Here is a 23,227-nt window from a genome sequence, read left to right on the forward strand (position 1 = left end):
GGCGAGGGCGCTTGCTCCCGCTCGGCGGCGAAGCCGTCGCAAAACCAGCTAACACGGTTTTTCTGATGTACCGGGTTTGGAGGGTTTGGGGCCGCTTCGCAGCCCAGCGGGAGCAAGCTCCCTCGCCACAGCAGCTCCCTGGCCACAAAGATTGCGATCAGTAGTCGGTGGACACCGACACCTCGCGCCACGTCTGCAACTGATCAGCAACGAAGGCGTTCTTGGCTTCGATCGCCGCGACGCAATCACTGCCCAGCGGCAAGCGCAGCGGTGCCTTTTTTGCTTCCACCAGGATAATCATGGCCTGGGCGAGCTTGTCCGGGTCGCCCGGCTGGTTCAGGGTCACGGCCTTGGCAATTTTGCGCACCTCACCCGCCGTGCTGTCGTAGTCGGCAATCGTCGACGGGGATTCGACCAGGGAGTTACCCTCGAGGAATTCGGTCCGGAAGTATCCAGGCTCAACCACGGTGACTTTGACACCCACAGGTGCCAACTCGGCGTGCAACGCCTCGCTCAGGCCTTCGACGGCAAACTTGGTCGAGCAATAGACGCCAAAACCCGGCCCCGACGCGTAACCACCCACCGATGACAGGTTGATCACATGCCCACTGCGGGCGGCGCGCATGTATGGCAACACGGCCCGAGTGATGTTCAGCAAACCGAAGACGTTGGTTTCGTACACGCGGCGCACTTCATCGGCGCTGGCTTCTTCCACCGCGCCCAGCAAACCAAAGCCGGCGTTGTTGACCAACACATCGATGCGCCCGAAATGCTCGATGGCGGCCTTGGCGACCGCAACGCCTTGCGCTTCGTTGGTGACATCCAGGGACACGGCGAGCAACGCCGGTTGAGTGCCGAAACGTTGGGTGACGCTGCTGGCATCACGGGCGGTGGCCACCACGGCGTCGCCATTGGCCAGTGCAGCGGCCGCGATCCTGGCGCCGATACCGCGCGAAGCGCCAGTGATGAGCCAGACACGTTTGAAGGTGTGGGAAGTGGTCATGAATCGAGTTCCTTGTTCGGGTTGGGGTAAGCACAAGGTACGCAGGAAGATTGGTCTGAAAAATACCCTCGTGTTACAAGCACTATGAAACTGTCTTTCATAATGGCGTCGATATGAATCGTGATCCTTTCGATGGCTTGACCGAGTTTCTGGCGGTGGCCGAGCACAAAAGCTTCACCCTCGCCGCCACCCGGTTGGCGGTGACGCCCACGGCGGTCAGCCACGCGATCAAACTGCTCGAGCGGCGCACCGGCGTGTTGCTGTTCCAGCGCACTACGCGCCGGGTGGCGTTGACCGAGGCTGGCGCCAGCCTGTTCGCTCGCTTGCGTCCGGCGGCCAGTGAAATCGACGAAGCCCTGGCGGTGCTCAGCGGTTTTCGCGACCAACCGATGGGCACGTTGCGCATCACCGCACCACGCCTGTCCGGCGCCTTGTTGATCGAGCCGCTGATGCCGCTGTTTCGCCAGGCTTATCCGCAGGTCAGCCTCGACATTTCATTGGACGACGCCACAGTCGACTTGATGGAAAGCGGTTTCGATGCCGGGATCCGGCTGGGAGAGTCCATCGAGAAAGACATGATCGCCGTGCGCCTGACACCGGACCTGCAATGGTCGGTGGTGGGTTCGCCAGCGTACTTCGCCAAGGCCGGCAAACCGCTCAGCCCGGAAGAGCTGACCCGGCATGCGTGCATCGGCTTCCGCTTCGCCAGCTCCGGCAGCGCGCATCGCTGGGAGTTTCGCCGCGAGGGGCGAGACTTCACGGTGGGCGTCGAGAGTGGCGTGCTCGTCAATGATCGCAAGCTACTGATCAGCGCCGCCCGAAACGGGCTCGGATTAGCTTACGCCTGCAACCTGGAGATCATCGACGAGCTGGCGAACGGTCAGCTGGAGCGAGTGCTGCAGCCGTTTGTGCCGCTGAGTTCGGGGTTATACCTGTACTTCCCCAGCCGTACCCAGACTCAACCGAAACTGCGCGCCTTCATCGACATGGCCACGCAGTGGATCGCTGATCGCGGCGGCCTCGGGCATTAGAGTCTCGGCCTCAACAGGATGCCGGTGTAGTGCATGAGAAACAGGCCGAAAGCGCCGCTCCACAGCAGCGCCGAGAGCCCCAGCCCCCACCCGGAAAACGGTACCAGAAACACCCGGCTCGCGCCGGCGATCACCAGCAAGGCAAACCCCAGCACCACGAGGTTTGACGGCTGCAACAGTCGCCCGGTATGACCCAGGCTGACCCGTGCAATCATCGCCAGAATCAACCCGCCGATTCCGCCGACCGCCAAGGCGTGCGTGGCCAGACTTTGTTGTGGCATCAATCCCGCGTGCCACAACGCCATCGCCAGCGCGGCAACCACCAGCCAGGCATAAGCGAGGTACAGCGACCAGAGCAACGGCACGCGCCAGATACCCCGATCATGCCAGCGCCACAGCCGTTGCAGGTGCAACGCGCCCATCAGCAGAAATAACCCGACCAGCCAAGGTCTGAGCACATCGTTCAAGCCGCCCGCAAAGGACATCGCCGCGACCAGGCTGCTCAGCAACAACACTCTGGTTGGCCACGCGTGCGCAGCGGGTGCTACAGGACGGCTCAAGCCACGCTGGATGAAAAAGGGTATGACTCGGCCGCCAATCACCGTCATCAGCGCCGCCACCAGCCACAACGCGGCCAACACGCCACGCCGTTGCAGGCCCGCGTCATCGATCGCGATGCCCCACAGCGTCATGGCCTGACAGCTGGCCATCAACGTGATGACCAGCAGAATCGGGTAGTTGTCGCGCTTGCCGGCGGCCACCAGATCCCGTCCGATCGCCCAGGCCAGCAGTGGGAGAAAAGGCACTTGCGAGGCTAGCAACAGGCTATCGGAAATGGGCAGCAACCAGGCCAGTCGCGCCAGCAGCCAGACCAGCACCAGCCCCATCAAGGGCCAGCCGTCAAGGCCTGGGCGCCCTGTCCAGTTGGGCACTGCGGTCAACAGGAAACCGGCGATGATTGCCGTGGCAAAACCGAACGGCATTTCATGCCGGTGCCAGGCCAACATCCCGCCAACAGGCTGCGCGCCCGGCAGTCGCCCGTACAACCAAAGCGCCCAGATCGCCACCGCGATCGCGGCGAACCCGGCGCCTGCCAGAAAGAACGGTCGAAACCCGAGACTGAAGAGGGGCGCAGCGGCGAGTCTGCGCATCAGACCACCGCCCTGGCCAGACCTGTGCCCAAGCGATGCTGAGCCAGCAGGCGCATGACGTAGCCGATCTTGAGCAAAGTCGGCCCGAGAATAGTCATGGCATGCATCGTCACCAGCACCACGATGGGCAGATGGCCGTCGTAGAGGTAAGCGCCGTAGATGCCCGCCAAAAGCAGCGCCAGGCCAGCACCGAGCACACGACTGGACAGGTGCAGAACGTTCTGAGGATTGCTGAAGAAATCGAACATTTTTCCGTACTCCTGAAGCAGTTCAGTTGTACGGGTTTCAATTCAACATTCGAGCCAATCCTGAACACCATGCGAATCAATCAGATAGAGTCGAAGGGGTCATTAAGACCCTATTTAAAGGCAGTCATAAAGACACCTTACTGGTCGTTATGACAACATCTTTTGATGACCCGGCTCAACCTTGAGCAATCGTTTGTAGGCATCATCCAGGCCATACGCTTTTATCTTGGGATGCCCGACAAAATACAACCAAAAGTCCCTGTCAGACTTGAAAGGCGCCAGTCCATAAATGGCGTCAAGCCTGCGCAGTACCTCACTGAAATTGCGCGGTGTCATGTATTTGGGTACTTCGTCATGGGTGTCGATCCACTGCTCTTGCCGTATGGCAATCATCCATAACAGGGGGCGCCACCAGGAGTAGGAAAAATCCAGGCGAGTCAGCATTTCCTTCGAACTTTCCTGCCACGCCAACAGGCTGAAAAAACTCACCAGTTCATCCAGCTTGTTCCTGTTGCTCAACTCTTTTTCCCTGAACTGTTCATGGGTTTTACCGTGATTGGCCTTCGCCGTCTCGATCTTGATCCATCCCTGCTCGGGGTAAGGCAATTGGTCCGCCACAAAAAACCGGCTAACCACAAAATCGCAATATTCCTTACTCGCCACACAAGGAATCAACACGCTCATCGAGCAATCCCGGACCTCCTGGAAGTAATCGCTGCAGTACGTCTTGAAGAGTTCCAGAATTGCACTCTGTTGAGCATGGCGGGTCATGAGCACACTGGCTTCTGCCATCTTCCCATTGGCCTCAGCTGATTCCTGGATCTCCTTGCGCGTCGCCTTGGCCTCCTTGATCTGGTAGAGGATGGTAAAAATCAAACCGCAGAAGGCCAGTCCCGCAAAAAGCGCATTCAGGCCACTGAACGTGTCGGCCTTTGAATCCGTGCTGAGCTCGCCCCATGGGTAATGAATTTGTGATAGCCACCCCAGAACCAGATAGCAACAATCGTCACGGTGATTAATACCCCGGGCCAGATCCAGCTGCGCCCTTCTTTGCAATCCGCTGGCATCGCGCCCTTGGTTTCCTTGCTTGAATTACCGTCCATTCTCCGCTCCTTGCCTGATAGCCGTGGTGAACCCCACCACCCGTAAACTGCTGCACATCACCTTATCAAACCTGAAGGGCGCCACTCAGGCAATCGATGAGGCGTCAACGATCGCCATTTGTCGATCTACGGTCCAGCCAATCGACTACAAGCTGGCTACGCTGATAATCCAGCATGAATCACCCGTAGAGGAGCTTCATCATGCAACGCGTGCAAAAACTGACGCCCTGCCTCTGGTTCGACAATCAGGCCGAAGACGCAGCGAAGTTTTACTGTTCGATCTTCGATCATTCGAAAATCACTGCCATCACTCACTACGGCAAGGCCGGCCAGGAGGTTCATGGCATGCCCGAAGGCTCTGTGATGACGGTCAGCTTCGAACTCGACGGGCAGCCCATGACAGGCCTCAATGGCGGCCCGGTGTTCACGTTCAGCGAAGCGATTTCGTTTCAGGTCAACTGCCAGACCCAGGAAGAAGTCGACTATTTCTGGGGCTCGCTTTCCGCCCATCCGCAGAACGAGCAGTGCGGTTGGGTCAAGGACAAGTTCGGCTTGTCCTGGCAGATCGTGCCGGTCGCCATGATGGACATGCTCAAAGACCCCGACACGAAGAAATCCCAACGCGCCATGCAAGCCATGATGCAGATGAAAAAGCTCGACATTGCCGCGTTGCGACGAGCCTTTGACGGCGAGAGCTAATACACTCCGTTGCTGGCCTGCCGAGGACACTGACGATGAAGCACACCGTTGCCAAAGACGCTGACACAGCACCCCGCTTCTGGCGTGACGATGCCCTGCCCTTCATCGAGGCCCGTTCCATCGCCGACGGCCGCGAGGTCTGCTATACCCGGCATTCCCACGAGCACTTTTCCATCGGTGCGATCACCGCCGGGCGCAGTACTTACCTTCATGAGCAAGCGCAGTTCCAGGTCAGCGCCGGCACCGTGGTGTTGATGAACCCTGATGATGTCCATGCCTGCAATCCGATCGACGACCAGCCGTGGTCATACTTGATGCTGTACGTCGAAACGCCCTGGCTGACCGATTTGCAGCGTCAGCTCGGCTTCAGCCAGGACTCCGCCTTCAGGCGGTTTTCCGTCACCCACACCCGCGATGGCAACCTGTTCGACGGCCTCAACAGCTTGTACGAAATACTGGTTGATCCCTGGCAGGACGTGTTGTGCAAACACAGTACGGCGGTGGAGTTTTTTACCGATGTGCAACAGCGGCTAAACCCGGTCGATCAAGCGTTGCGCGAACCCAATTTCAAGCTGGAACGGGCCGCCGACTACATTCGTGACAACTGCACACACCCACTCAAGCTCGAGGATATTTGCGACGCGGCTCAACTGTCTCCGTCCTACCTGATTCGCGCCTTCAAGCACCATTACGGCATGACGCCTCATGCCTTTCTGGTCAACCGGCGTATCCAGTTCGCCCGTGATCAACTGCGCAATGGCAAGTTGATTGCGGAGGTAGCACTGGAAGCGGGATTTGCCGATCAGGCGCATTTCCAGCGGGTATTCAAACAGCATCTGGCAGCGACACCGGGACAGTATCGAGGCTAAGCACACCATTGATAAAAAATGAGTTCAGTTTGCTGCCCGGTCTCGATTGAGGTGAGTGACCCGGGGGCTAGGAAACCAGCAGATACACGGCACTCGCCCCCAGCAATAGCGCCATGACGCGGTTAAACAAGCGCATGCCTGCAGGGTTATTCAGATAGCCCTGCAGGAAAGTTCCGGCATACGCCCAGCACCCCACCGACACGTAGCAAATCACCAGATACACCGCTGCAAACTGCCAGACCAACCGCGCCTCGCCGTCCGCGACGAAGGCGCCCATGCCCGCCACACACGCCAGCCAGGCTTTCGGGTTAAGCCATTGCATCACCGCGCCATACAGCATCGACGGTGCCCGGCGCGACTCTTTGGCGTCGATGCGACCATCGTCTGCCGCAAGCTTCCAGGCCATGAACAACAAAAACGCCACGCCCGCCAGTTGCACCACCTGTGTCAGCGCGGGCCAGATGCGCAACACCTCATGCAGCCCCAGGCCCATCAACACCAGCAATAACACAAAGCCCAACGTGGCCCCGGCCACATGCCGCTGACTGGCGCGAAAGCCGAACTGCGCCCCCGAACTCAACGCGACAATGTTGACCGGCCCCGGCGTTATCGACGCCACCAGGGCAAATGTGGCCATGGAGATAATCAGACTCATCGCACACCTTCTTCAATTCAGGAAAACCAGCGCCCAAGGTACTGAGCGCCCTGCCCTGCGTATTGAAGAAAACTGCCTAATCATCCTCATGCAACTTGATGCCCCGAGCGTGCAGCAGATGAGGCACGATCAACACCAACAGGGTCAGCGCGAGGAACGACGCGGCGATAGGTTGCGTCAGAAAGATCATCCAGTCACCTTCGCTGATGGACAACGCGTTGCGCAGCTGTTTTTCGGCCATCGGCCCCAGCAGCATGCCCACGATCACCGGCGCGACAGGGAAATCGAAGCGCCGCATCAGCACCCCGCCCCAACCGATTGCCAGCATCAGCAGCAAGTCGAACGAAGAGTGGCGCATGCCGTATACACCAATGGTGGCAAACACCAGAATGCCGGCGTTCAGGTACGGTCGGGGAATCTGCAACAACTTGACCCACAACCCCACCAACGGCAGGTTCAACACCAGCAGGATGACGTTGCCGATGTACAGCGAGGCGACAAGGGTCCAGACCAGATCACCCGAGGTCTGGAACAGCATCGGCCCCGGTTGCAGGTTGTAGTTCTGGAACGCGGCCAACAGGATTGCAGCCGTGGCGGAAGTCGGAATGCCCAGCGTCAGCAGCGGCACCAGGGAACCGGTCGCGCTGGCATTGTTGGCGGCCTCGGGGCCGGCAACGCCTTCGATGGCACCCTCGCCCTTGCTGCCTGCAAACTCTTTGGGAAACTTGCTCAGTTTGCGTTCGGCCGAATAGGACAAGAAGGTCGGGATTTCAGCGCCACCGGCTGGAATGGAGCCGAAAGGAAAACCGATCAGAGTGCCCCGCAGCCAGGCGGGAATCGAGCGCTTCCAGTCGGCGCGCGTCATCCACAAAGACGTCAACCGGTGCCGACCGGACGCTTCTTCTTTTTGATACAGCAAGCTGTACAGCGCCTCGCCCACGGCAAACAAACCGACTGCCACGAGCACGACTTCAATGCCATCCACCAACTCCGGCACGCCCAGGGTGTAGCGGGCAATGCCCGAGGTCGAATCCAGGCCGATCAAGCCAATCGTCAAGCCAATCCCCAGCGAGACGAAACCCCGCAGCATCGAAGCGCCGAGCACTGCCGACACCGTCGTGAAGGACAGCACCAGAATCGCAAAATATTCCGCCGGACCAAACTTCAGCGCCAACGTGGCAACGATGGGCGCAAACAAGGTGAGCAGGACCGTCGCGATGGTGCCGGCGACAAACGACCCGATAGCCGCCGTCGCCAGGGCCGGCCCTGCCCGTCCGTTTCGGGCCATGAGGTTGCCTTCCAGGGCCGTGACCATGGACGACGATTCCCCGGGGGTATTGAGCAGGATGGACGTGGTCGAGCCGCCGAACTGAGCGCCGTAATAGATCCCGGCGAACATGATCAGCGCCCCCGTGGGGTCGACCTTGGCCGTGATCGGCAACAGCAGCGCAACGGTCAGCGCCGGTCCGATCCCCGGCAACACACCGATGGCCGTGCCGAGCAGGCAGCCGATGAATCCCCACATCAGATTGATCGGGGTCAGCGCGGCGGCGAAACCGATGGCCAGGCTTGAGAGAATATCCACCGTGCTTTACCTCCTCAGATCCAGGCGTTGATCAGGGGCGGAAGGGACACGCCGAGCCCGGCGTTGAACAGCCAGTAAATCGGCAGCGTCAGGGCAATGCCGATGGCGAGGTCGCGCACCGGGCGACGACTGCCAAACCCCCGGGCCGAACAGGCGAACAACAACCCCGCCGACAGCACGAACCCGATGAGGTTGATCAGCACTGCCACGCCCACCAGGCCCGCGGTCACCCAGGCAGCCCCGAGTTTGCCCCCGGGCAGTGCCTTGGCAGACTCGTCTTCGTGATCGGCCAATTCGCGAAAACCACCGGTGACGGCCTGATAACACAGCAACAGACCGACCACACCGAGGAACACTGCTAATGCGTAGGGATAGACGTGAGCGCCAAGGATGACGAAACCCATTTCCTCAGGAAAGCGGTTGGCGCCGAGCGCCAACACTGTACTGATGGCGACCACACCGAGGCCGATCGCCAGTTGCACCGGCAGGATTCTACGAGTCGGGTTCATTTCGCAATCAACCCGACCTCGACCAGCATCGCACGCAACCGCACGTGTTCTTCGTCGACGAATTTGCCGAACTCATCGCCGGTCAGAAGGTTGGGCGCCCATTTATTGGTCTCGACATTGGCTTTCCAGCCATCGCTGGCGGCGGCGGCCAGCACGGCGTCCGTCACTTCCTTGCGCTGCTCGGGTGTGAGGCCCGCGGCACCGTAAACACCGCGCCAGTTGCCGATTATCACGTCGTAGCCACTCTCTTTGAGCGTTGGCGCGTCGATGCCGGCAATGCGCTCGGGCGCGCCGATGGCGAGCACCCGGAACTGGCCATTGCGGATGTATTGGCCCAGTTCGGCATAACCTCCGGTGATCACCTTGATCTGGCCTCCGAGTACCTGCGCCACCACTTCGCCCCCACCCGCGAACGCCACGTAGTTCACCTTGTTGACGGGGATTCCCATTTTGCCGGCCAGGTCGGCGATCCCGATGTGATCAATCGACCCCTTGGACCCCCCGCCCCACGTGATGCTGGAGGGTTTGTCCTTGAAGGCTTTGAGCAAGTCCTCCAGGGTTTTGAACTCGGACTCCTTGCGTACGGCAATGACGTTGTATTCGGTGAACAGCCGGGCAATCGGTGTCACGTCCTTCAAGGTGATTTGCGGTTTGTTCTGTTCAATACCTGCGACCATGATCGCCCCGACCACCAGCAGCGCATTCGGGTCGCCCTTGGTGCTGTTGGCAAATTGCGCCAGCCCGAGCGTACCGCCAGCGCCGCCCTTGTTCTCGAAGGTGACGGATTTGGCCGCCTTGGCCTCGACCAGGGCTTTGCCCAGATCCCGTGCGGTCTGGTCATAGCCGCCACCGACCGAGCCAGGGGCCATGAACTTGACGGTGTCCAGCGCAAACGCCGGTGCCGCGAGCGCGGCAGCGGTGACGGCAATTGCCATGAAGCGGCTTGATCGACGGAGCAAGGCAAGCATAGGGACTCTCCCGATATTATTTTTGTGGGGTGCCGATTGAATCGCGCTCAGGAGCAAACCCTGCTCTCTGAACATGCGTCTGTGAACAAGCGTAGGTCATGGTTGTGGTTATGGGTGTGTGGCTAGCGAAGTGATCACACCCGGGCAATGACTTCGCTACGTGTACGCCCCCACCACCCGCTTCACTTTCTCCAGTGCCACGGCAAGTGCGCCCAAATCCACCGAACCCAGCGCCAGGCGGATTGCGTGGGGCACATGGACAGAAGTCGCAAACGGTTCGGCGGTCGATACCGCCACCTGCTCGCGCATCAATGCCATGGCAATCTGGTCGGCTCGTGCGTCTTCCGACAAGGGCAGCCAGATAAAGTAGGAGGATGGATGGCGCACGAAGTGCAGGCCGGCCAGGTGCTGATCGGCCACGGCCTGGCGGGCCTGTGCGTCTGCACGTTTTTGCGCTTCGAGCTGGCTGACGGTGCCGTCATCGATCCACGCACACGCAATCGCCGTCATCACCCCGGGGGTATTCCAGGTAGTCGCCCTGATCGTGCGCTCCAGTGCGGGCACGGTTTGCAGGGGCGCAGCGACGAATCCGACGCGCAGGCCGGTGGCGACGCTCTTGGAAAAGCCTGAAACGTACACCGTTCTTTCGGGGGCCAGTTGCGCGAGCGGCGGCAGCGAGTCTTCGGCCAGGAACGCGTAGGCAGCGTCCTCGATGATGTGCAGGTCATGCTGGCGCGCAATCGCCACCAGGCGTTCACGCTGATCGGCGGCCATCACCCATCCCAGCGGATTGTGCAGCGTCGGCATGGTGTAGACGGCTCGCACCGATCGGCTCCGGCAGAGCTTTTCCAGCGCCTCCAGATCCGGCCCGGTATCGGTCCCGGGAATAGGCACGACTTCCAGATGCAGCGTTTCAGCCAGCACCTTGAACCCTGGATAGGTCAAGGCGTCGGCCGCGATCACGTCACCCGGTTGCAGCAGCGCCATCAACGCCACCGTCAAACCATGCTGCGCGCCACTGACGAGCAACACCTGCTCGGCCTGTACCGTCAGCCCGCGCACCTCCAGATGGCGCGCGACTGATGCCCGCTCATGCAGGCGCCCCGCGTGCGGTTGATAGCGCAGATGGGATTCCAGGTCACCGGACAATGCGAGCTGACGCAAGGCATTGCGCAGCAGATCGGCCTGCCCCGGTACCGAGGGATAGTTGAAGTTGAGGTCGATCATCCCCGCCGCCACGCTGGGCTGATGAATGCCCAGGCTGGGCGGCAGCGAAGTCTCCCGGACGAAAGTCCCGCGCCCCGTTTCGCCACTGACGAGGCCCATGGCCTCCAGCTCTGCATAGACCCGACTGGCAGTGACCAAGGCCAAGCCATGGCTGGCGGCGAGCAAACGATGAGTCGGCAGGCGCGTACCGGGCGGCAAACGCCCTGAGCGGATATCGGCTGCGAAGGCGTCCACCAGCGACTTGTACCGGGAGCGAGGCATAGGGAAATGTATCCATGACAATTTTTTGATTGTATCGATAGTCGGTCATACGATGCGCTGAACGCAACCCCGCCCCTTGAGTGGACGCCAAATGGAACGCACATCGAAGCTGCAAAACCAGACCGTGGAAAAGAACACCAGCGGGTTGATCAATGGACTCATCGGCGTCCTGATCTTCAGCGGTTCGCTGCCCGCGACACGGGTGGCCGTCCTGGAATTCGAGCCGGTCTTTCTGACCGTCGCCCGAGCCACCATCGCCGGCGTGCTGGCGCTGTGCATGTTGTGGCTGTTCAAGGAAAAGCGCCCTGCGCGCCACCAGATGCTGCCCTTGGTCATCGTCGCGCTGGGCGTGGTGGTCGGGTTTCCGCTGCTGACGGCGCTGGCGCTTCAATATGTGACGTCCGCGCACTCCATTGTCTTCGTCGGCATGTTGCCGCTCGCGACCGCCGCATTCGGGGTGTTGCGCGGTGGCGAACGTCCCCGGCCGGCCTTTTGGTTCTTCTCGGTCCTGGGCAGTTTACTGGTGGTCGGGTTCGCCGTTTCCCAGGGACTCACCGCTTCGCCGGCCGGCGACATCCTGATGCTACTGGCCATTCTTGCCTGCGGCCTCGGTTATGCCGAAGGGGCGAAGCTTTCCAAAACCCTGGGCGGCTGGCAGGTGATTTCCTGGGCGCTGGTAGTGTCGCTGCCGATCGTGGCGCCACTGACCTGGTGGCTGACGCCCTCTTCGTTCTCGGGCATCAGCGCGCCGGCCTGGTTGAGCCTGGCGTATGTGTCGCTCTTCAGCATGCTGATCGGCTTCGTATTCTGGTATCGCGGATTGGCCCAAGGGGGGATTGCAGCCGTTGGGCAGCTGCAGCTGCTACAGCCGTTTTTTGGATTGGCGCTGGCGGCTACGCTGCTTCACGAGCAGGTTAGTCTCGGCATGCTCGGAGTTACTGTTGCGGTGATTTTGTGTGTGGTGGGTGCGAGGAGGTTTGCGAGGTAGACCGACGGTGCCCGGCGAAACCGGCCGGTCTTGTGGTCAACACCCCCCCAGTGATCGGCAGACCACTGGGGGTTTTCTTCGGGTTTAAAACGTCGCGGGCCGTTGCTCCTTTATTAGTGGAGCCATTCGCGGTCAAACGAATAAAGGTGGCAGCTGTACGCAGGTTGGAAAACCAGGGTAAACGAGCCCGGCAGACCTATAAGGTCTCCCACGCACAGCCGCCATAACGCAACGCACTTAGTGCGAAAAAATACGTTATGAAGAGGTGCCTTCGTGTCGTTTACCCGTCGAGTTTCCAAGCCCGACCGCTGAGTGTTCAGCGGCACGGAAACAATAGAATCAAGGTCTACAGCACACAAGCCGGCGGATTCTGGCGTAGCCGTAGGCAACGGCGCAAGGATTTGTAGCTTTCAGGAAGTAAACCCGACGGGTTTTAAACAAGCACCCGCAAATCATGTTGAATGAACGGGCGCGCACTCTAGACAAACAACAAAAGTGTACGGCGACTTGCGTCCACCGCTGTACGGGGAAAGCCCCCGCCGGCCATGATAAAAATACCGCTCTCGTTACCGGAGACCTGTCATGGACCTCGCCACGCTCACGCTGTTTATCCCCGCCTGCTTCGCCCTGAACATGGCGCCGGGCCCGAACAATCTGCTATCGGTCAGCAACTCGACCCGCTACGGCTACCGCATCTCCTGCGTGGCGGGGATCGGGCGGTTGCTGGCGTTTGCCGGGATGATTGCCCTGGCGTCGGCCGGGTTGGCGGTGGTGCTGCAAACGTCCGAGTTGCTGTTCTACGGCATCAAGATCGTTGGCGCGGCGTATCTGTTTTACCTCGCATGGCAATTGTGGCGCGCCGATCCTGGGGTCGAAAAAGCCTCGACGGGTGCGGCGGTCGGTGTGTTGGCGTTGGCGCGACAGGAGTTTCTGGTGGCGGCCGGCAACCCCAAGGCGATCCTGATCTTCACTGCATTCCTGCCCCAGTTCGTCGACCCGACCCGCGCCGTGACGCCACAGTTTGCGCTGCTCGGCGCGTTGTTCCTGATGCTGGAATGGATCGCCATCAGCGCCTACGCCTACATGGGCCTGCACATGCGCCGCTGGTTTGCCGAGCCCCGGGGCAAGCGGCTATTCAACCGTTGCTGCGCGGGGTTGTTGTCGGCGGCGGCTTCGGTGCTGCTGATGGCGCGTCGGGCCTGATTCCAGGGGTTGACGGGATGCAGCGCAGGTTCAAACTGCGCTGCATCACTAATCAATACTCGCCGAGCCTCGAATGAACCTGAACGTTGTCTATGCCCTGAGCGCAGCCGCGCTGTTTGGGGCGAGTACGCCGCTGGCCAAGGTGTTGGGCCTGGACCTCTCGCCGATCCTGCTGGCTGGATTGCTGTATCTGGGCAGCGGGCTGGGCTTGACCCTCGTCAGGCTGATCCGCGACCGGGGCTGGCAGCCCAGCGGCCTGAAAGCGTCTGAATGGCCCTGGCTGATCGGTGCCATCGTGTTTGGCGGCGTGCTGGGGCCGGTGGCGCTGATGTTTGGTTTGACCCTGACCTCCGGCGCCACGGCCTCGCTGATGCTCAACCTCGAAGCGGTACTGACTGCCGTGTTGGCGTGGGTCGTGTTCAAGGAAAATGCAGACCGACGCATCGTCGCCGGGATGCTGGCCATTGTCGCGGGTGGATTGCTCCTGGCGTGGCCGCACGATTCGGCTCAGCCACAAGGCTGGATCGGGCCACTGGCGGTCGCACTGGCCTGCGCCTGTTGGGCGATCGATAACAACCTCACGCGCAAGGTGTCGGCCTCGGATGCCGTGTTCATCGCCGGGATCAAGGGGCTGGCCGCAGGGTTGGTGAACTGCTCGCTGGCGTTGATGCTGGGGGCAAAACTGCCGCACATCACGGTAATCGGACCGACGCTGATCGTCGGCTTCCTCGGCTACGGCATCAGCCTGGTGTTGTTCGTGCTGGCGTTGCGCGGGCTGGGCACTGCACGCACGGGCGCCTACTTTTCCACGGCGCCTTTTCTCGGAGCCGCCATCGCCCTCCTGCTGTTCGGTGAGACGGTTTCCCTGACGTTCTGGATCGCATCGTTGCTGATGGCCCTGGGCGTCTGGATACATCTCAGGGAGCATCATGCCCATGAGCATCAGCACGTGGCACTCACCCATGGCCATCGGCACGTGCATGACGAGCATCATCAACATGAGCATTCGTTCGAGTGGGACGGGACCGAGCCGCACAGCCACGAACATCAGCACACGCCGATCCGCCACAGCCATCCACACTTTCCGGACATCCATCACCGACACAAGCATTAGCAGGGGGAAAGTGCGTTGGTTTTGGTCGCGAGCCTGTCTATAACAAAGACTCTTCGGAATTCGCCGGCACAAAAGCCATTGCGACTGGCCGGCCCGTCGCGGGTGCATGGCACCGCACGTCGAACCGAAAATCGAATGGGACCGCATCGCCCCCCCTGTAACGAGTCAGCGAAATTCCCTGTCGATTTTCCGGTGGAGACGTCGCCCAACGGGCCTTATGCTCAGCCCATGAACCTACAAAACGCTTTGCTTCCGCCCCACGCCGAGATGGTTCGCGCCATGCTCGAACGAGACACCGCCTACGAGGGGGTGTTCTTTACTGCCGTGAAGACCACCGGAATCTTCTGCCGCCCCAGTTGCACGGCGCGCAAGCCCAAGCCGGAGAACGTCGAGTTCTTCGCCCACGCCGATGAGTGCATGTCGGCGGGCTATCGCGCTTGCCTGCGCTGCAAACCGCTGGACGCCGCGGCCATTGCGCCGGACTGGGTGCAGGGGCTGCTCAAGTCGGTGGACAACGATCCCGACCTACGCTGGACCGATGCCCAGTTATTGGCAGAGGGCATCGAGCCGCTGAAACTGCGCCGCTGGTTCAAGCAGCATTTCGGCATGACCTTCCACGCCTGGCTGCGCACCCGACGCCTGGGGATGGCGTTGGGCGGTATCAAACAGGGCGACTCCATCGACAATGCGGCGTTTGACTCGGGCTACGAATCCCTGAGCGGTTTTCGCGATGCGTTTCAAAAATCCTTTCACATCACGCCGGGCCGCGCGGCCAACAGCGAGCCGCTGCTGTTCACGCGCCTGACCACACCGCTTGGGCCGATGATCGCCATGGCCGAACGCCGTGGGCTGGTGCTGCTAGAGTTTCTGGATCGACCGGCACTGACCCGGGAAGTCGAAGAACTGCAGAAGCGTTACGGCTATGCCGTGGCGCCGGGACACAACGCCCATTTGCAGCAGATTGAAGCCGAGCTGACCCAGTATTTCGCCGGAAAACTCACTGAATTCACCGTTGCACTGCACTTGCCCGGCAGCGAATTTGCGCGGCAGGTCTGGGCTGAACTGGCGAAGATCCCCTACGGCCAGACCAGCACCTACGGCACCATCGCCGCAACACTGGGCAAGCCCGGCGCCAGTCGCGCCGTGGGCCTGGCCAACGGGCAGAACCGTCTTTCGATTGTATTGCCCTGCCACCGGGTGATCGGTGCAGACGGCTCGTTGACGGGCTATGGTGGAGGGCAACCGCGCAAGGCGTTTTTGCTCCGGCTGGAAAAAGCCGCGGTGCAGCTGACCGGACAACTCGCCTTCTGATCCCCTGATTTTCTGCAAACGTCATAAGGAACGACATTCGATGGACACTCGATTTCATCAACTGCACCACGACGGCTTGTTGATTCTGACCAACGTCGCCGACGCCACCGGGGCGCGCATCGTCGAGCAACTGGGCTGCAAGGCCGTGGCCACCAGCAGCGCGGCGGTGGCCTGGGCGCATGGATATGCGGACGGCAATGCCCTGCCCCTCGAACGCCTGATATCGACCGTCGAGTCCATCGCCCGGGTGATCTCGGTGCCGTTGACCGTCGACATCGAGGCCGGTTATTCCGACGACCTGACGCGGGTGGCCGAAGTCGTTGATGCGGTAATCGCGGCCGGTGCGGTGGGGATCAATATCGAGGACGGTGCCACTGCGCCAGAGCTGCTGGCGCGCAAGATCGAAGTCGCCCGGCAGGTGGCCGGTCGGCGCAAGGTGAAGCTGTTCATCAATGCCCGCACCGACGTGTACTTAAGGGGCCTGGTGCCTGCCGAAGACCGCGTCGCCGAAACGCTCAAGCGCGCCGCGTTGTATCAGGCGGCGGGGGCTGACGGGCTGTTTGCGGCGGGCGTCACGGCGGAGTATGAAATAGCTGCGCTGTGCCAGGGCACACCGCTGCCGGTGAATGTGCTCGGGTTGCCGGGGTTGCCATCGCCTGAAGCGTTGCAAGCACTCGGCGTGCGACGCCTGAGTGCCGGCTCGGGCATCGCCGAATTCCTGTATGGCGCCATGGCGTCCCTGGCCAAAGGTTTTCTGGAAACTGGCAAACTCGACAGCAGCCACCTCAAGGCCTTCACGTATGGGGAAATCAATGCCCTGCTGAAACCTGCCGGGAACGCTTGATCGCCATGCCCGATCCCTATCTGCCCGCGACCGGGTTTCTGTCATCAATCGATGACGACTGGCGGCGCCACATCGCCGCCGTTGGCCCCTGCCTGCATGAGCCCCACGCAGCTCGCGATCCCTATGAATCGCTGGTGCGGGCGATTGCCTATCAGCAACTGCACGCCAAGGCCGGGGATGCGATTATCGGCCGGCTGCTGGCGTTGTTTCCGGCGACGACGTTTCCAAGGCCCGAGAAGATTCTGGCAACAGGCTTTGATCCGCTGCGCAGCTGCGGGTTTTCCGGGGGCAAGATTGCGACCATTCAGGGGATTGCGCAGGCGTCTTTGGACGGTGTGGTGCCAGATTACGCAACGGCTTTGGCGATGGACGATGAGGCGCTGATTGAGCGGTTGATCACCTTGCGCGGGGTTGGGCGCTGGACGGTTGAGATGCTGCTGATCTACAGCCTGGAGCGCCCGGATATTTTGCCGGCGGATGACTTTGGGGTGCGTGAGGGGTATCGCCGGCTGAAGGGTCTTGAGGTGCAGCCGACGCGCAAGCAGATGGTTGAGATCGGCTTGGCGTGGAGCCCGTATCGGACGGTGGCTTCGTGGTATTTGTGGCGGATGACCGGCAAGTAGACCGCGTCATCGTTCATCGCCAGCAGGCTGGCTCCCACACTGGAGCTCGAGTGTTCACAAAACCCCTGTGGGAGCGAGCCTGCTCGCGATGGCGATTTCACACTCACCCCATCACCCAAAGCCAATCACAACCCGGATTTCAACCGACTGAACGCCCGAATCAGCGCCCGGTTGAACGCCTTGCCATTGTCATTCTTGCTATACAACGAAGCCCTCACCTGCGCCGACGGATACGTCCCTGGATCGTTACGAATCGCCGGATCAATCAACCCGTCCGCCGCCGTAATCGCATTGGCGTAGTGAATGGTGTCCGTGATCGGCGCAATCACTTCGGGTGTCATCAGGTAATCCATCAACGCCAGCCCAGCCTCGGGGTGCGGTGCATCCTTGGGAATGACCATGGCGTCAAACCAGATCAACGTGCCCTCCTTCGGTATCCGGTAACTGAGCTTGAACGGTTTGTTCGCCGCCTCGGCCTGCCCGGCCGCGATGGCCACGTTGCCGTTCCACGACATCGCCACGCAGGTATTGCCGTTGGCCAGGTCGCTGATGTTCAGGTCATTGTCGAAGTAGCGGATGTACGGCCGGATCTTCGCCAATTGTTGTTCGGCCAGTTTCAGGTCATCGAGGTTCTGGCGGTTGATGTCCAGGCCCATGTACTTCATGACCGCGGCAAACACCTCGTTCGGGTCGTTGAGCAGACTGACCCCGCAATCGGCAAATTTCGACACCACGGCCGGGTCGAACAGCATCGCCCAGCTGTCCCGTGGCGCATCGGGCAAACGCTGTTTGATCGCCTCTTCCTGATAGCCGACCCCGGTAGTGCCCCAGGCGTAGATCCCGGCATAACGATTGCCCGGATCGAACGCCGCCATGTGCTGGCGGAATTCTTCGCCGACGCCAGCAAAGTGCGGCAGCCGTTGCAGGTTCAGTGTTTGAATCGCCCCGCTCTGGATCGCCCGGGACAGGTGCTGCCCCGCCGTCAGCACCAGGTCATAACCGCTGCGGCCGGTCAGCAGTTTGGTCTCGGCAGTTTCAAGGGAGTCGAAGTGATCGACCACCACATGGATGCCGGTTTTCTTCTCGAAATTGGCCAGGGTATCCGGGGCCAGGTATTCGCCCCAGATGTACAGGTTCACCACCGGTTTCGCGGTGTCGGCGGCCTGCACACACATGGGTGCAAGCACCAGCAATAACGCTTGAGTCAGTTTGTGCAGGCCCATGATTAAACTCCCTTCCTGTTATTGGCGGGGGCGGCGTATTGCGGCATGGTGATGCACGCGACGTTGCCGCCACCGAGGAGGATTTCCCGGGAGTTTTCGATGCCGACAATTGTGTGCTGCGGGAACAATTCGGCCAGCGTCGCCTGCGCCGCCTGATCGTTGCGATCACCAAACAGCGGCACCACGATCGAGCTGTTGCCGGCGTAGTAGTTGATGTACGACGCGCAGATTTGGGTCCCGGCCTGACGGGTATGGGTGCTGTCTTGCTGGTCCAGGCCTTCGGCTTCTTCAGCGGTCCACTCCAGCACATCCGGTTGCGGCAGCTTGTGCACGATCAACTCGCGGCCACGGCTGTCGCGGGTGCTGCGCAAAATGTCGTAGGCCTCTTGATAGATTTCCCACTGCGGGTCATCGCGATTATCGGTCCATTGCAGCACCACTTCGCCGGGGCGCACGAAGCAGGCGAGATCGTCGACGTGGCCGTCGGTTTCGTCGAACTTGCAACCCCGTGGCAGCCAGATGATTTGCTCGGCACCGAGGTAATCGGTCAGGCGACGGGTCACTTCTTCCTTGCCCAGATGTTGGTTGCGATTGCGGTTGAGCAGGCATTGCTCGGTGGTGAGGATGCTGCCCTGGCCGTCACTCTGGATCCCGCCCATCTCGGCAATCAACGGCGCGCGATAACGGTCGAAACGCTCGATTTCGAGGATCTTGCTGGCGATCTGATCGTCCTTGTCCCACGGGTAGTACAACCCGCCGTCGAGACCGCCATAGGCGTTGAACTCGAAGTCGACGCCGCGCACTTCACCGCTGTCGTCGTTGACCACAAAGCACGGGCCACTGTCGCGGAACCAGGTGTCGTTGCAGGTCATTTCCACCACGCGAACCTCAGGCGGCAACTGGCGGCGAGCGGTGGCGAACTGGGCGGCGGAAGCACACACCGTCACGGGTTCGCTCTGGGCAATGGCGGTGACGATCTGCACCCAGACTTTCTGCGCAGGCTTGGCACCGTTGCGCCAGACGTCGGTACGTTCCGGCCAGCCGAGCCAGCAACCGGCCTTGGTTTCGAATTCGCCGGGCAGGCGGAAGCCGTCGAGTTTCGGGGTGGAATCGAGCAAACGTGCCATGGTCAGACCTCATCAGCGGGGATTGGAATGACCACAGGCTAAGGTCGTCGGTGCCCTCCTCGCCAACGATGATTATTTCGGAATACTTGAATTCAACTCATCAATCGATCAGTTGATCGTTGAACCACTCCAGCATCTGCGCCACGGCCGGACGCTCCAGACGCACCCGCTCACACACCAGTGCATATTGCCCGAGCGCGGTCATGCTGGCGGTGAATGGCCGGACCAGACGACCGCTGAGCAAGTCTTCCTGAGCCGTCAGATTGTCGCCCATGGCCACGCCCTGCCCTTGCGCCGCCGCTTCCAGCGCCAGGCCCGCGTGGGCGAAATACAGTTGGCGTTCGGGACGCTGATCGCCGGCATGACTGGTGAGCCAGGCGGTCCAGGTCTTGCCGTCCTGATCGTCGTGCAGCAGGCAATGGCGCGCCAGGTCCTTCGGGGTTTTCAGGGTGCCTTGGTTGAAGAGGCCGGGGCTGCACACCGGGAAAAATTGCAACGCCGGCAAGGGACGGACGAAGTACGCGCTGCTGTCGACCGGGCCCGTTCCATACGTGATCGCCAGGTCGATGTCCTCCCCCGGCGCCGTGGCGTCGATCGGTTGTTCGTAGAGGTGCAGCGTGATGTGCGGATAGCGCGCGTAGAAGTCCGTGAGCCGACTCATCAGCCACTTTTGCGCCAGCTCGGCGGTGACCGCCAGGCGCAACACCGCCAACGACGACGGGTCGCGCAATTCATCGCAGGCCTCGCCGATCAGTTCGAAGGCGTGCTGCAGGCTTTGCATCAATCGCCCCGCGGCCATGGTCGGGCGGATTTGCCGACCTTCGCGGATGAACAAAGAGACGCCCAAGTGCTCTTCGAGCTGACGGATCTGATGGCTGACGGCGCTGTCGGTGACGCACAGCTCGGCGGCGGCCCGGCCGAAATGCGCGTGGCGGGCGGCGCATTCGAAGGTTCTGAGTGCTGCCAGGGAAGGCAATCGTCGCATGAGTTCAGCCCCTTTGATGAAGTCGCCATGCTGCCTTGGTCATGAGTGGGCGTCCAGCGGGTGCGCGTTATCGTTCTTCGCGGGCAAGCCCGCTCCCACAGGGGATTTGTGAACGACACAGATCAACTGTGAGAGCGAGCCGGCTCGCGATGAGGCCAGGACATTCACCACAGATTCTGCAGCCCATCACCCTCCCTTATCCACCATGACTTCCCCCGGAACCCGGCGCATGTTGGTGTCTCAACCGGAGGGATTCGACATGCTCGACGTACTCAAACACATCAATTCAACCTCAGCCTTCAACCGCTGGGCAGGCTTCGAAGTGACCGCAGCCGCGAGCGGTGAAGCCGAGCTGACCCTGGCTTTTCGCGAGGCCGACATGGCGCAATACGCAGGCTTTCTGCACGCCGGCCTGATCGGCGCGCTGCTCGACACGGCCTGCGGATTCGCCGCCGGGACGGTTGCCGGCAACGTGCTGGCTTCACATTTTTCGGTCAACTGCCTGGCACCCGCCATTGGCGAAGTGTTCATCGCGAGGGGCCGGGTGGTGAAGGCCGGCAAAAAGCAGGTGTTTGCCCGCGCCGAGTTGTTCGCGCAAACCGGCGACCAGCTGAAACTGGTGGCGACCGGTGATGCAATTCTGGTGCCGGTCGACGTCCGCTGACGGTCTAGGCTGTCTGGGGTAAACCCAACCCTTGTCGGAGGTTCCCATGCAGCTCGAAGGTTCCTGCCATTGCAGCGCTGTGTCGTTCAGTTTGACCAGCGCCCACCCCTACCCTTATCAGCGCTGCTATTGCTCGATCTGCCGCAAGACTCAGGGCGGTGGCGGTTACTCGATCAATATTGCCGGTGATGCCGCCAGCCTGAAAGTCCGCGGCCGCAAGCACATCGCGATTTATCATGCACGACTCAAGGACGAAGGCGACAAACGCGCCCACAGCAGCAGCGCCGAACGGCATTTCTGCAGCCTTTGCGGGTCAGGTTTGTGGCTGTTCAGCCCTGAGTGGCCGGAGCTGATCCACCCGTTTGCCTCGGCCATCGACACGCCATTGCCGGTGCCACCGGAACACACGCACTTGATGCTCGGCTCCAAGGCGCCGTGGGTGGAAGTCGAGGCGCATCCTGCCGACCAGCAATTCGACGTCTACCCCGAGGAGTCCATCGCCCAATGGCATGAACGCCTGGGTTTGAGCCGCTAAAGCCGCTTCACAGTCTTTGACAGTTTCCCGACAAAGCTCTCAAAGATTGCCGCCCGGCGGCCGCCTAGCATGGGCGCATCCAACCTCCCCTCGGGTGCTCCCATGTTACGTTCGATGTGTCTGTCGTTGACTTCGTTTTGCCTGCTGCTTCCCACCGACTCATTACGCGCTGAAGACTGGCAATACACCTTGCGCGCCGGTGCCGCCAGCGTGCCGCGGTACAGCGGCAGCGACGAGCGCGTAGTGGCGCCGCTGCTGGGCGCCAAGGTTATCAGCCCCTATGGCCTCTTTCTGGACACGGAAAAGGGTTTGGGCTGGGCTTTTGATGAGGACGACTTCGGCCTGAGCGTGTACATCGGCGCGAGCGATGTGCGCAAGGATCGCAAGAGCGGGTTCAAAGGCTCGGACGAGCTCAACGGCATGGGCTCGATCAAGTCGCGGCCGGCGTTGGGTCTGGACGGGACTTACCACATGGGCCCGATCATTCTCGGTGCCGAGTTCGAGCATGCGCTGGAAAAGGACGATGACGATCACGACACCGGTTCATCCTGGAATCGGCTGAAGCTGAGCATCAGCGCGCCGTTTTATGAGGGCGACTATGGCAAGGTCGTGGGCAGCCTGAACAGTCAGTTTGGCGACAGCCATTACGTGCGCACCTGGTATGGCGTCAGTGCGGCGCAGGCTTCGCGCAGCCGGTTCAGGGCGCATGACACTCGCGGAGGGTTGGTGAGTCGAGGGGCGGAGTTGAGCTGGTCGATGCCGATTGATGATCAGTGGAGTGTGTCGACGGTGCTGGCCGCGCAGTATCTGGCAGGTGATGCAGCCGACAGTCCGATTGTCGAGCGGCGAATGCAGACCTCTTTGGCTGGGCAGGTCGTGTACACCTTTTAGCTCTTCGGTGGTGCGGATGGCCCCATCGCGAGCAGGCTCGCTCCCACACTTGGAATGCATTCCCCTGTGGGAGACTTTGGTGGGTGGGCAGGTGGTGTACGCTTTTTAGCTCTTCGGTGTTGCGGATGGAGCCATCGCGAGCAGGCTCACTCCTACACTTGGAATGCATTCCCCTGTGGGAGACTTCGGTGGCTGGGCAGGTGGTGTACACCTTTTAGCGCTTCGGTGTTGCGGATGGTCTCGTCGCGAGCAGGCTCGCTCCTACACTTGGAATGCATTCCCCTGTGGGAGACTTCGGTGGGTGGGCAGGTGGTGTAAGCCTTTTAGCTCTTCGGTGGTGCGGATGGAGCCATCGCGAGCAGGCTCACTCCTACACTTGGAATGCATTCCCCTGTGGGAGTGAGCCTGCT

Annotated in this window: 24 protein-coding genes; 12 read left to right on the forward strand and 12 right to left on the reverse strand. The window is 61.0% G+C overall.

Features of this window, described 5'->3' with window-relative positions; all coding sequences use genetic code 11:
• Nucleotides 1-157: 157 nt before the first annotated feature.
• On the reverse strand, nucleotides 158-1,003 hold the full coding sequence (locus QMX98_RS18695) for an oxidoreductase (RefSeq protein ID WP_282411213.1): 846 nt from the start codon (nucleotides 1,001-1,003) through the stop codon (nucleotides 158-160).
• Nucleotides 1,004-1,116: 113 nt separating this feature from the next.
• Between QMX98_RS18695 and QMX98_RS18700 the strand changes: the two genes are divergently transcribed.
• Nucleotides 1,117-2,034: a LysR family transcriptional regulator gene (locus QMX98_RS18700; protein WP_282411214.1), complete on the forward strand. Its 918-nt coding sequence runs from the start codon at nucleotides 1,117-1,119 to the stop codon at nucleotides 2,032-2,034.
• On the opposite strand, the gene QMX98_RS18705 is transcribed toward QMX98_RS18700, so the two are convergent.
• The 3 genes from QMX98_RS18705 to QMX98_RS18715 form a co-directional block, all read right to left on the reverse strand.
• Nucleotides 2,031-3,185, reverse strand: a complete 1,155-nt coding sequence (locus QMX98_RS18705) for an NnrS family protein (RefSeq protein WP_221109339.1) — start codon at nucleotides 3,183-3,185, stop codon at nucleotides 2,031-2,033. The two genes, QMX98_RS18700 and QMX98_RS18705, sit on opposite strands and share 4 nt — an antisense overlap.
• The gene (locus QMX98_RS18710) at nucleotides 3,185-3,433 is read right to left on the reverse strand and encodes a transmembrane sensor/regulator PpyR (RefSeq protein WP_221109338.1); all 249 of its coding nucleotides are present in this window, start codon (nucleotides 3,431-3,433) and stop codon (nucleotides 3,185-3,187) included. Before QMX98_RS18710 ends, QMX98_RS18705 begins: the two co-directional genes overlap by 1 nt.
• A gap of 147 nt (nucleotides 3,434-3,580) precedes the next feature.
• A complete protein-coding gene (locus QMX98_RS18715) occupies nucleotides 3,581-4,489 on the reverse strand; it encodes a hypothetical protein (protein WP_282411215.1) in 909 nt (302 codons plus the stop codon).
• Between the two features lie 248 nt (nucleotides 4,490-4,737).
• Between QMX98_RS18715 and QMX98_RS18720 the strand changes: the two genes are divergently transcribed.
• The gene (locus QMX98_RS18720; RefSeq protein WP_282411216.1) at nucleotides 4,738-5,235 is read left to right on the forward strand and encodes a VOC family protein; all 498 of its coding nucleotides are present in this window, start codon (nucleotides 4,738-4,740) and stop codon (nucleotides 5,233-5,235) included.
• Between the two features lie 35 nt (nucleotides 5,236-5,270).
• Complete coding sequence (locus QMX98_RS18725) at nucleotides 5,271-6,104, forward strand: AraC family transcriptional regulator (RefSeq protein WP_282411217.1); 834 nt, start codon at nucleotides 5,271-5,273, stop codon at nucleotides 6,102-6,104.
• A gap of 67 nt (nucleotides 6,105-6,171) precedes the next feature.
• On the opposite strand, the gene QMX98_RS18730 is transcribed toward QMX98_RS18725, so the two are convergent.
• From QMX98_RS18730 to QMX98_RS18750, 5 genes are all read right to left on the reverse strand, one after another.
• Nucleotides 6,172-6,759, reverse strand: coding sequence for a LysE family translocator (locus tag QMX98_RS18730; RefSeq protein ID WP_010459750.1), 588 nt, complete (start codon nucleotides 6,757-6,759; stop codon nucleotides 6,172-6,174).
• A 76-nt stretch (nucleotides 6,760-6,835) separates the two neighbouring features.
• Nucleotides 6,836-8,344 (reverse strand): tripartite tricarboxylate transporter permease, encoded by a 1,509-nt coding sequence (locus tag QMX98_RS18735; RefSeq protein ID WP_010459748.1) that lies wholly within the window; start codon nucleotides 8,342-8,344, stop codon nucleotides 6,836-6,838.
• A 14-nt stretch (nucleotides 8,345-8,358) separates the two neighbouring features.
• Entirely contained in the window at nucleotides 8,359-8,853 is a 495-nt protein-coding gene (locus tag QMX98_RS18740) for a tripartite tricarboxylate transporter TctB family protein (protein WP_077750510.1), read from the reverse strand.
• Nucleotides 8,850-9,821 (reverse strand): tripartite tricarboxylate transporter substrate-binding protein, encoded by a 972-nt coding sequence (locus QMX98_RS18745; protein WP_154504460.1) that lies wholly within the window; start codon nucleotides 9,819-9,821, stop codon nucleotides 8,850-8,852. Before QMX98_RS18745 ends, QMX98_RS18740 begins: the two co-directional genes overlap by 4 nt.
• 156 nt (nucleotides 9,822-9,977) lie before the next feature.
• Entirely contained in the window at nucleotides 9,978-11,309 is a 1,332-nt protein-coding gene (locus QMX98_RS18750) for a PLP-dependent aminotransferase family protein (protein ID WP_010459742.1), read from the reverse strand.
• Between the two features lie 91 nt (nucleotides 11,310-11,400).
• On the opposite strand from QMX98_RS18750, the gene QMX98_RS18755 reads away from it, so the two are divergent.
• The 6 genes from QMX98_RS18755 (at nucleotide 11,401) to QMX98_RS18780 (ending at nucleotide 17,392) form a co-directional block, all read left to right on the forward strand.
• Entirely contained in the window at nucleotides 11,401-12,297 is an 897-nt protein-coding gene (locus tag QMX98_RS18755; protein ID WP_145310194.1) for a DMT family transporter, read from the forward strand.
• A 582-nt stretch (nucleotides 12,298-12,879) separates the two neighbouring features.
• Nucleotides 12,880-13,500 (forward strand): LysE family translocator, encoded by a 621-nt coding sequence (locus tag QMX98_RS18760; protein WP_282411218.1) that lies wholly within the window; start codon nucleotides 12,880-12,882, stop codon nucleotides 13,498-13,500.
• Between the two features lie 73 nt (nucleotides 13,501-13,573).
• Nucleotides 13,574-14,614 carry a DMT family transporter gene (locus QMX98_RS18765; protein WP_282411219.1) on the forward strand — a complete coding sequence of 347 codons (1,041 nt, stop codon included), beginning with the start codon at nucleotides 13,574-13,576 and terminating at the stop codon, nucleotides 14,612-14,614.
• Between the two features lie 228 nt (nucleotides 14,615-14,842).
• Complete coding sequence (locus QMX98_RS18770; protein ID WP_042932115.1) at nucleotides 14,843-15,925, forward strand: bifunctional transcriptional activator/DNA repair protein Ada; 1,083 nt, start codon at nucleotides 14,843-14,845, stop codon at nucleotides 15,923-15,925.
• Nucleotides 15,926-15,965: 40 nt separating this feature from the next.
• Nucleotides 15,966-16,769: an isocitrate lyase/phosphoenolpyruvate mutase family protein gene (locus QMX98_RS18775; RefSeq protein WP_282411220.1), complete on the forward strand. Its 804-nt coding sequence runs from the start codon at nucleotides 15,966-15,968 to the stop codon at nucleotides 16,767-16,769.
• Nucleotides 16,770-16,774: 5 nt separating this feature from the next.
• Nucleotides 16,775-17,392 (forward strand): DNA-3-methyladenine glycosylase, encoded by a 618-nt coding sequence (locus QMX98_RS18780; RefSeq protein WP_282411221.1) that lies wholly within the window; start codon nucleotides 16,775-16,777, stop codon nucleotides 17,390-17,392.
• A 125-nt stretch (nucleotides 17,393-17,517) separates the two neighbouring features.
• On the opposite strand, the gene QMX98_RS18785 is transcribed toward QMX98_RS18780, so the two are convergent.
• From QMX98_RS18785 to QMX98_RS18795, 3 genes are all read right to left on the reverse strand, one after another.
• On the reverse strand, nucleotides 17,518-18,615 hold the full coding sequence (locus tag QMX98_RS18785) for an extracellular solute-binding protein (protein WP_010459725.1): 1,098 nt from the start codon (nucleotides 18,613-18,615) through the stop codon (nucleotides 17,518-17,520).
• 2 nt (nucleotides 18,616-18,617) lie between these two features.
• Entirely contained in the window at nucleotides 18,618-19,742 is a 1,125-nt protein-coding gene (gene aguA / locus QMX98_RS18790; RefSeq protein ID WP_077750492.1) for an agmatine deiminase, read from the reverse strand.
• 100 nt (nucleotides 19,743-19,842) lie between these two features.
• Nucleotides 19,843-20,727 (reverse strand): LysR substrate-binding domain-containing protein, encoded by an 885-nt coding sequence (locus QMX98_RS18795; protein WP_077750496.1) that lies wholly within the window; start codon nucleotides 20,725-20,727, stop codon nucleotides 19,843-19,845.
• Between the two features lie 229 nt (nucleotides 20,728-20,956).
• Here QMX98_RS18795 and QMX98_RS18800 point away from each other — a divergent pair, with 229 nt between their 5' ends.
• The 3 genes from QMX98_RS18800 to QMX98_RS18810 all read left to right on the forward strand — a co-directional run bounded on the left by QMX98_RS18800 (nucleotide 20,957) and on the right by QMX98_RS18810 (nucleotide 22,817).
• Nucleotides 20,957-21,391: a PaaI family thioesterase gene (locus QMX98_RS18800; RefSeq protein ID WP_282411222.1), complete on the forward strand. Its 435-nt coding sequence runs from the start codon at nucleotides 20,957-20,959 to the stop codon at nucleotides 21,389-21,391.
• A 46-nt stretch (nucleotides 21,392-21,437) separates the two neighbouring features.
• Nucleotides 21,438-21,926, forward strand: coding sequence for a GFA family protein (locus QMX98_RS18805; protein WP_010459717.1), 489 nt, complete (start codon nucleotides 21,438-21,440; stop codon nucleotides 21,924-21,926).
• 102 nt (nucleotides 21,927-22,028) lie between these two features.
• The gene (locus QMX98_RS18810; protein ID WP_282411223.1) at nucleotides 22,029-22,817 is read left to right on the forward strand and encodes a MipA/OmpV family protein; all 789 of its coding nucleotides are present in this window, start codon (nucleotides 22,029-22,031) and stop codon (nucleotides 22,815-22,817) included.
• The last annotated feature ends 410 nt before the right edge of the window (nucleotides 22,818-23,227 follow it).

Origin of the sequence: Pseudomonas sp. PS02303 (assembly GCF_029959925.1) — a bacterium.
In the GTDB taxonomy this organism is placed as follows: Bacteria; Pseudomonadota; Gammaproteobacteria; order Pseudomonadales; family Pseudomonadaceae; genus Aquipseudomonas; species Aquipseudomonas mandelii.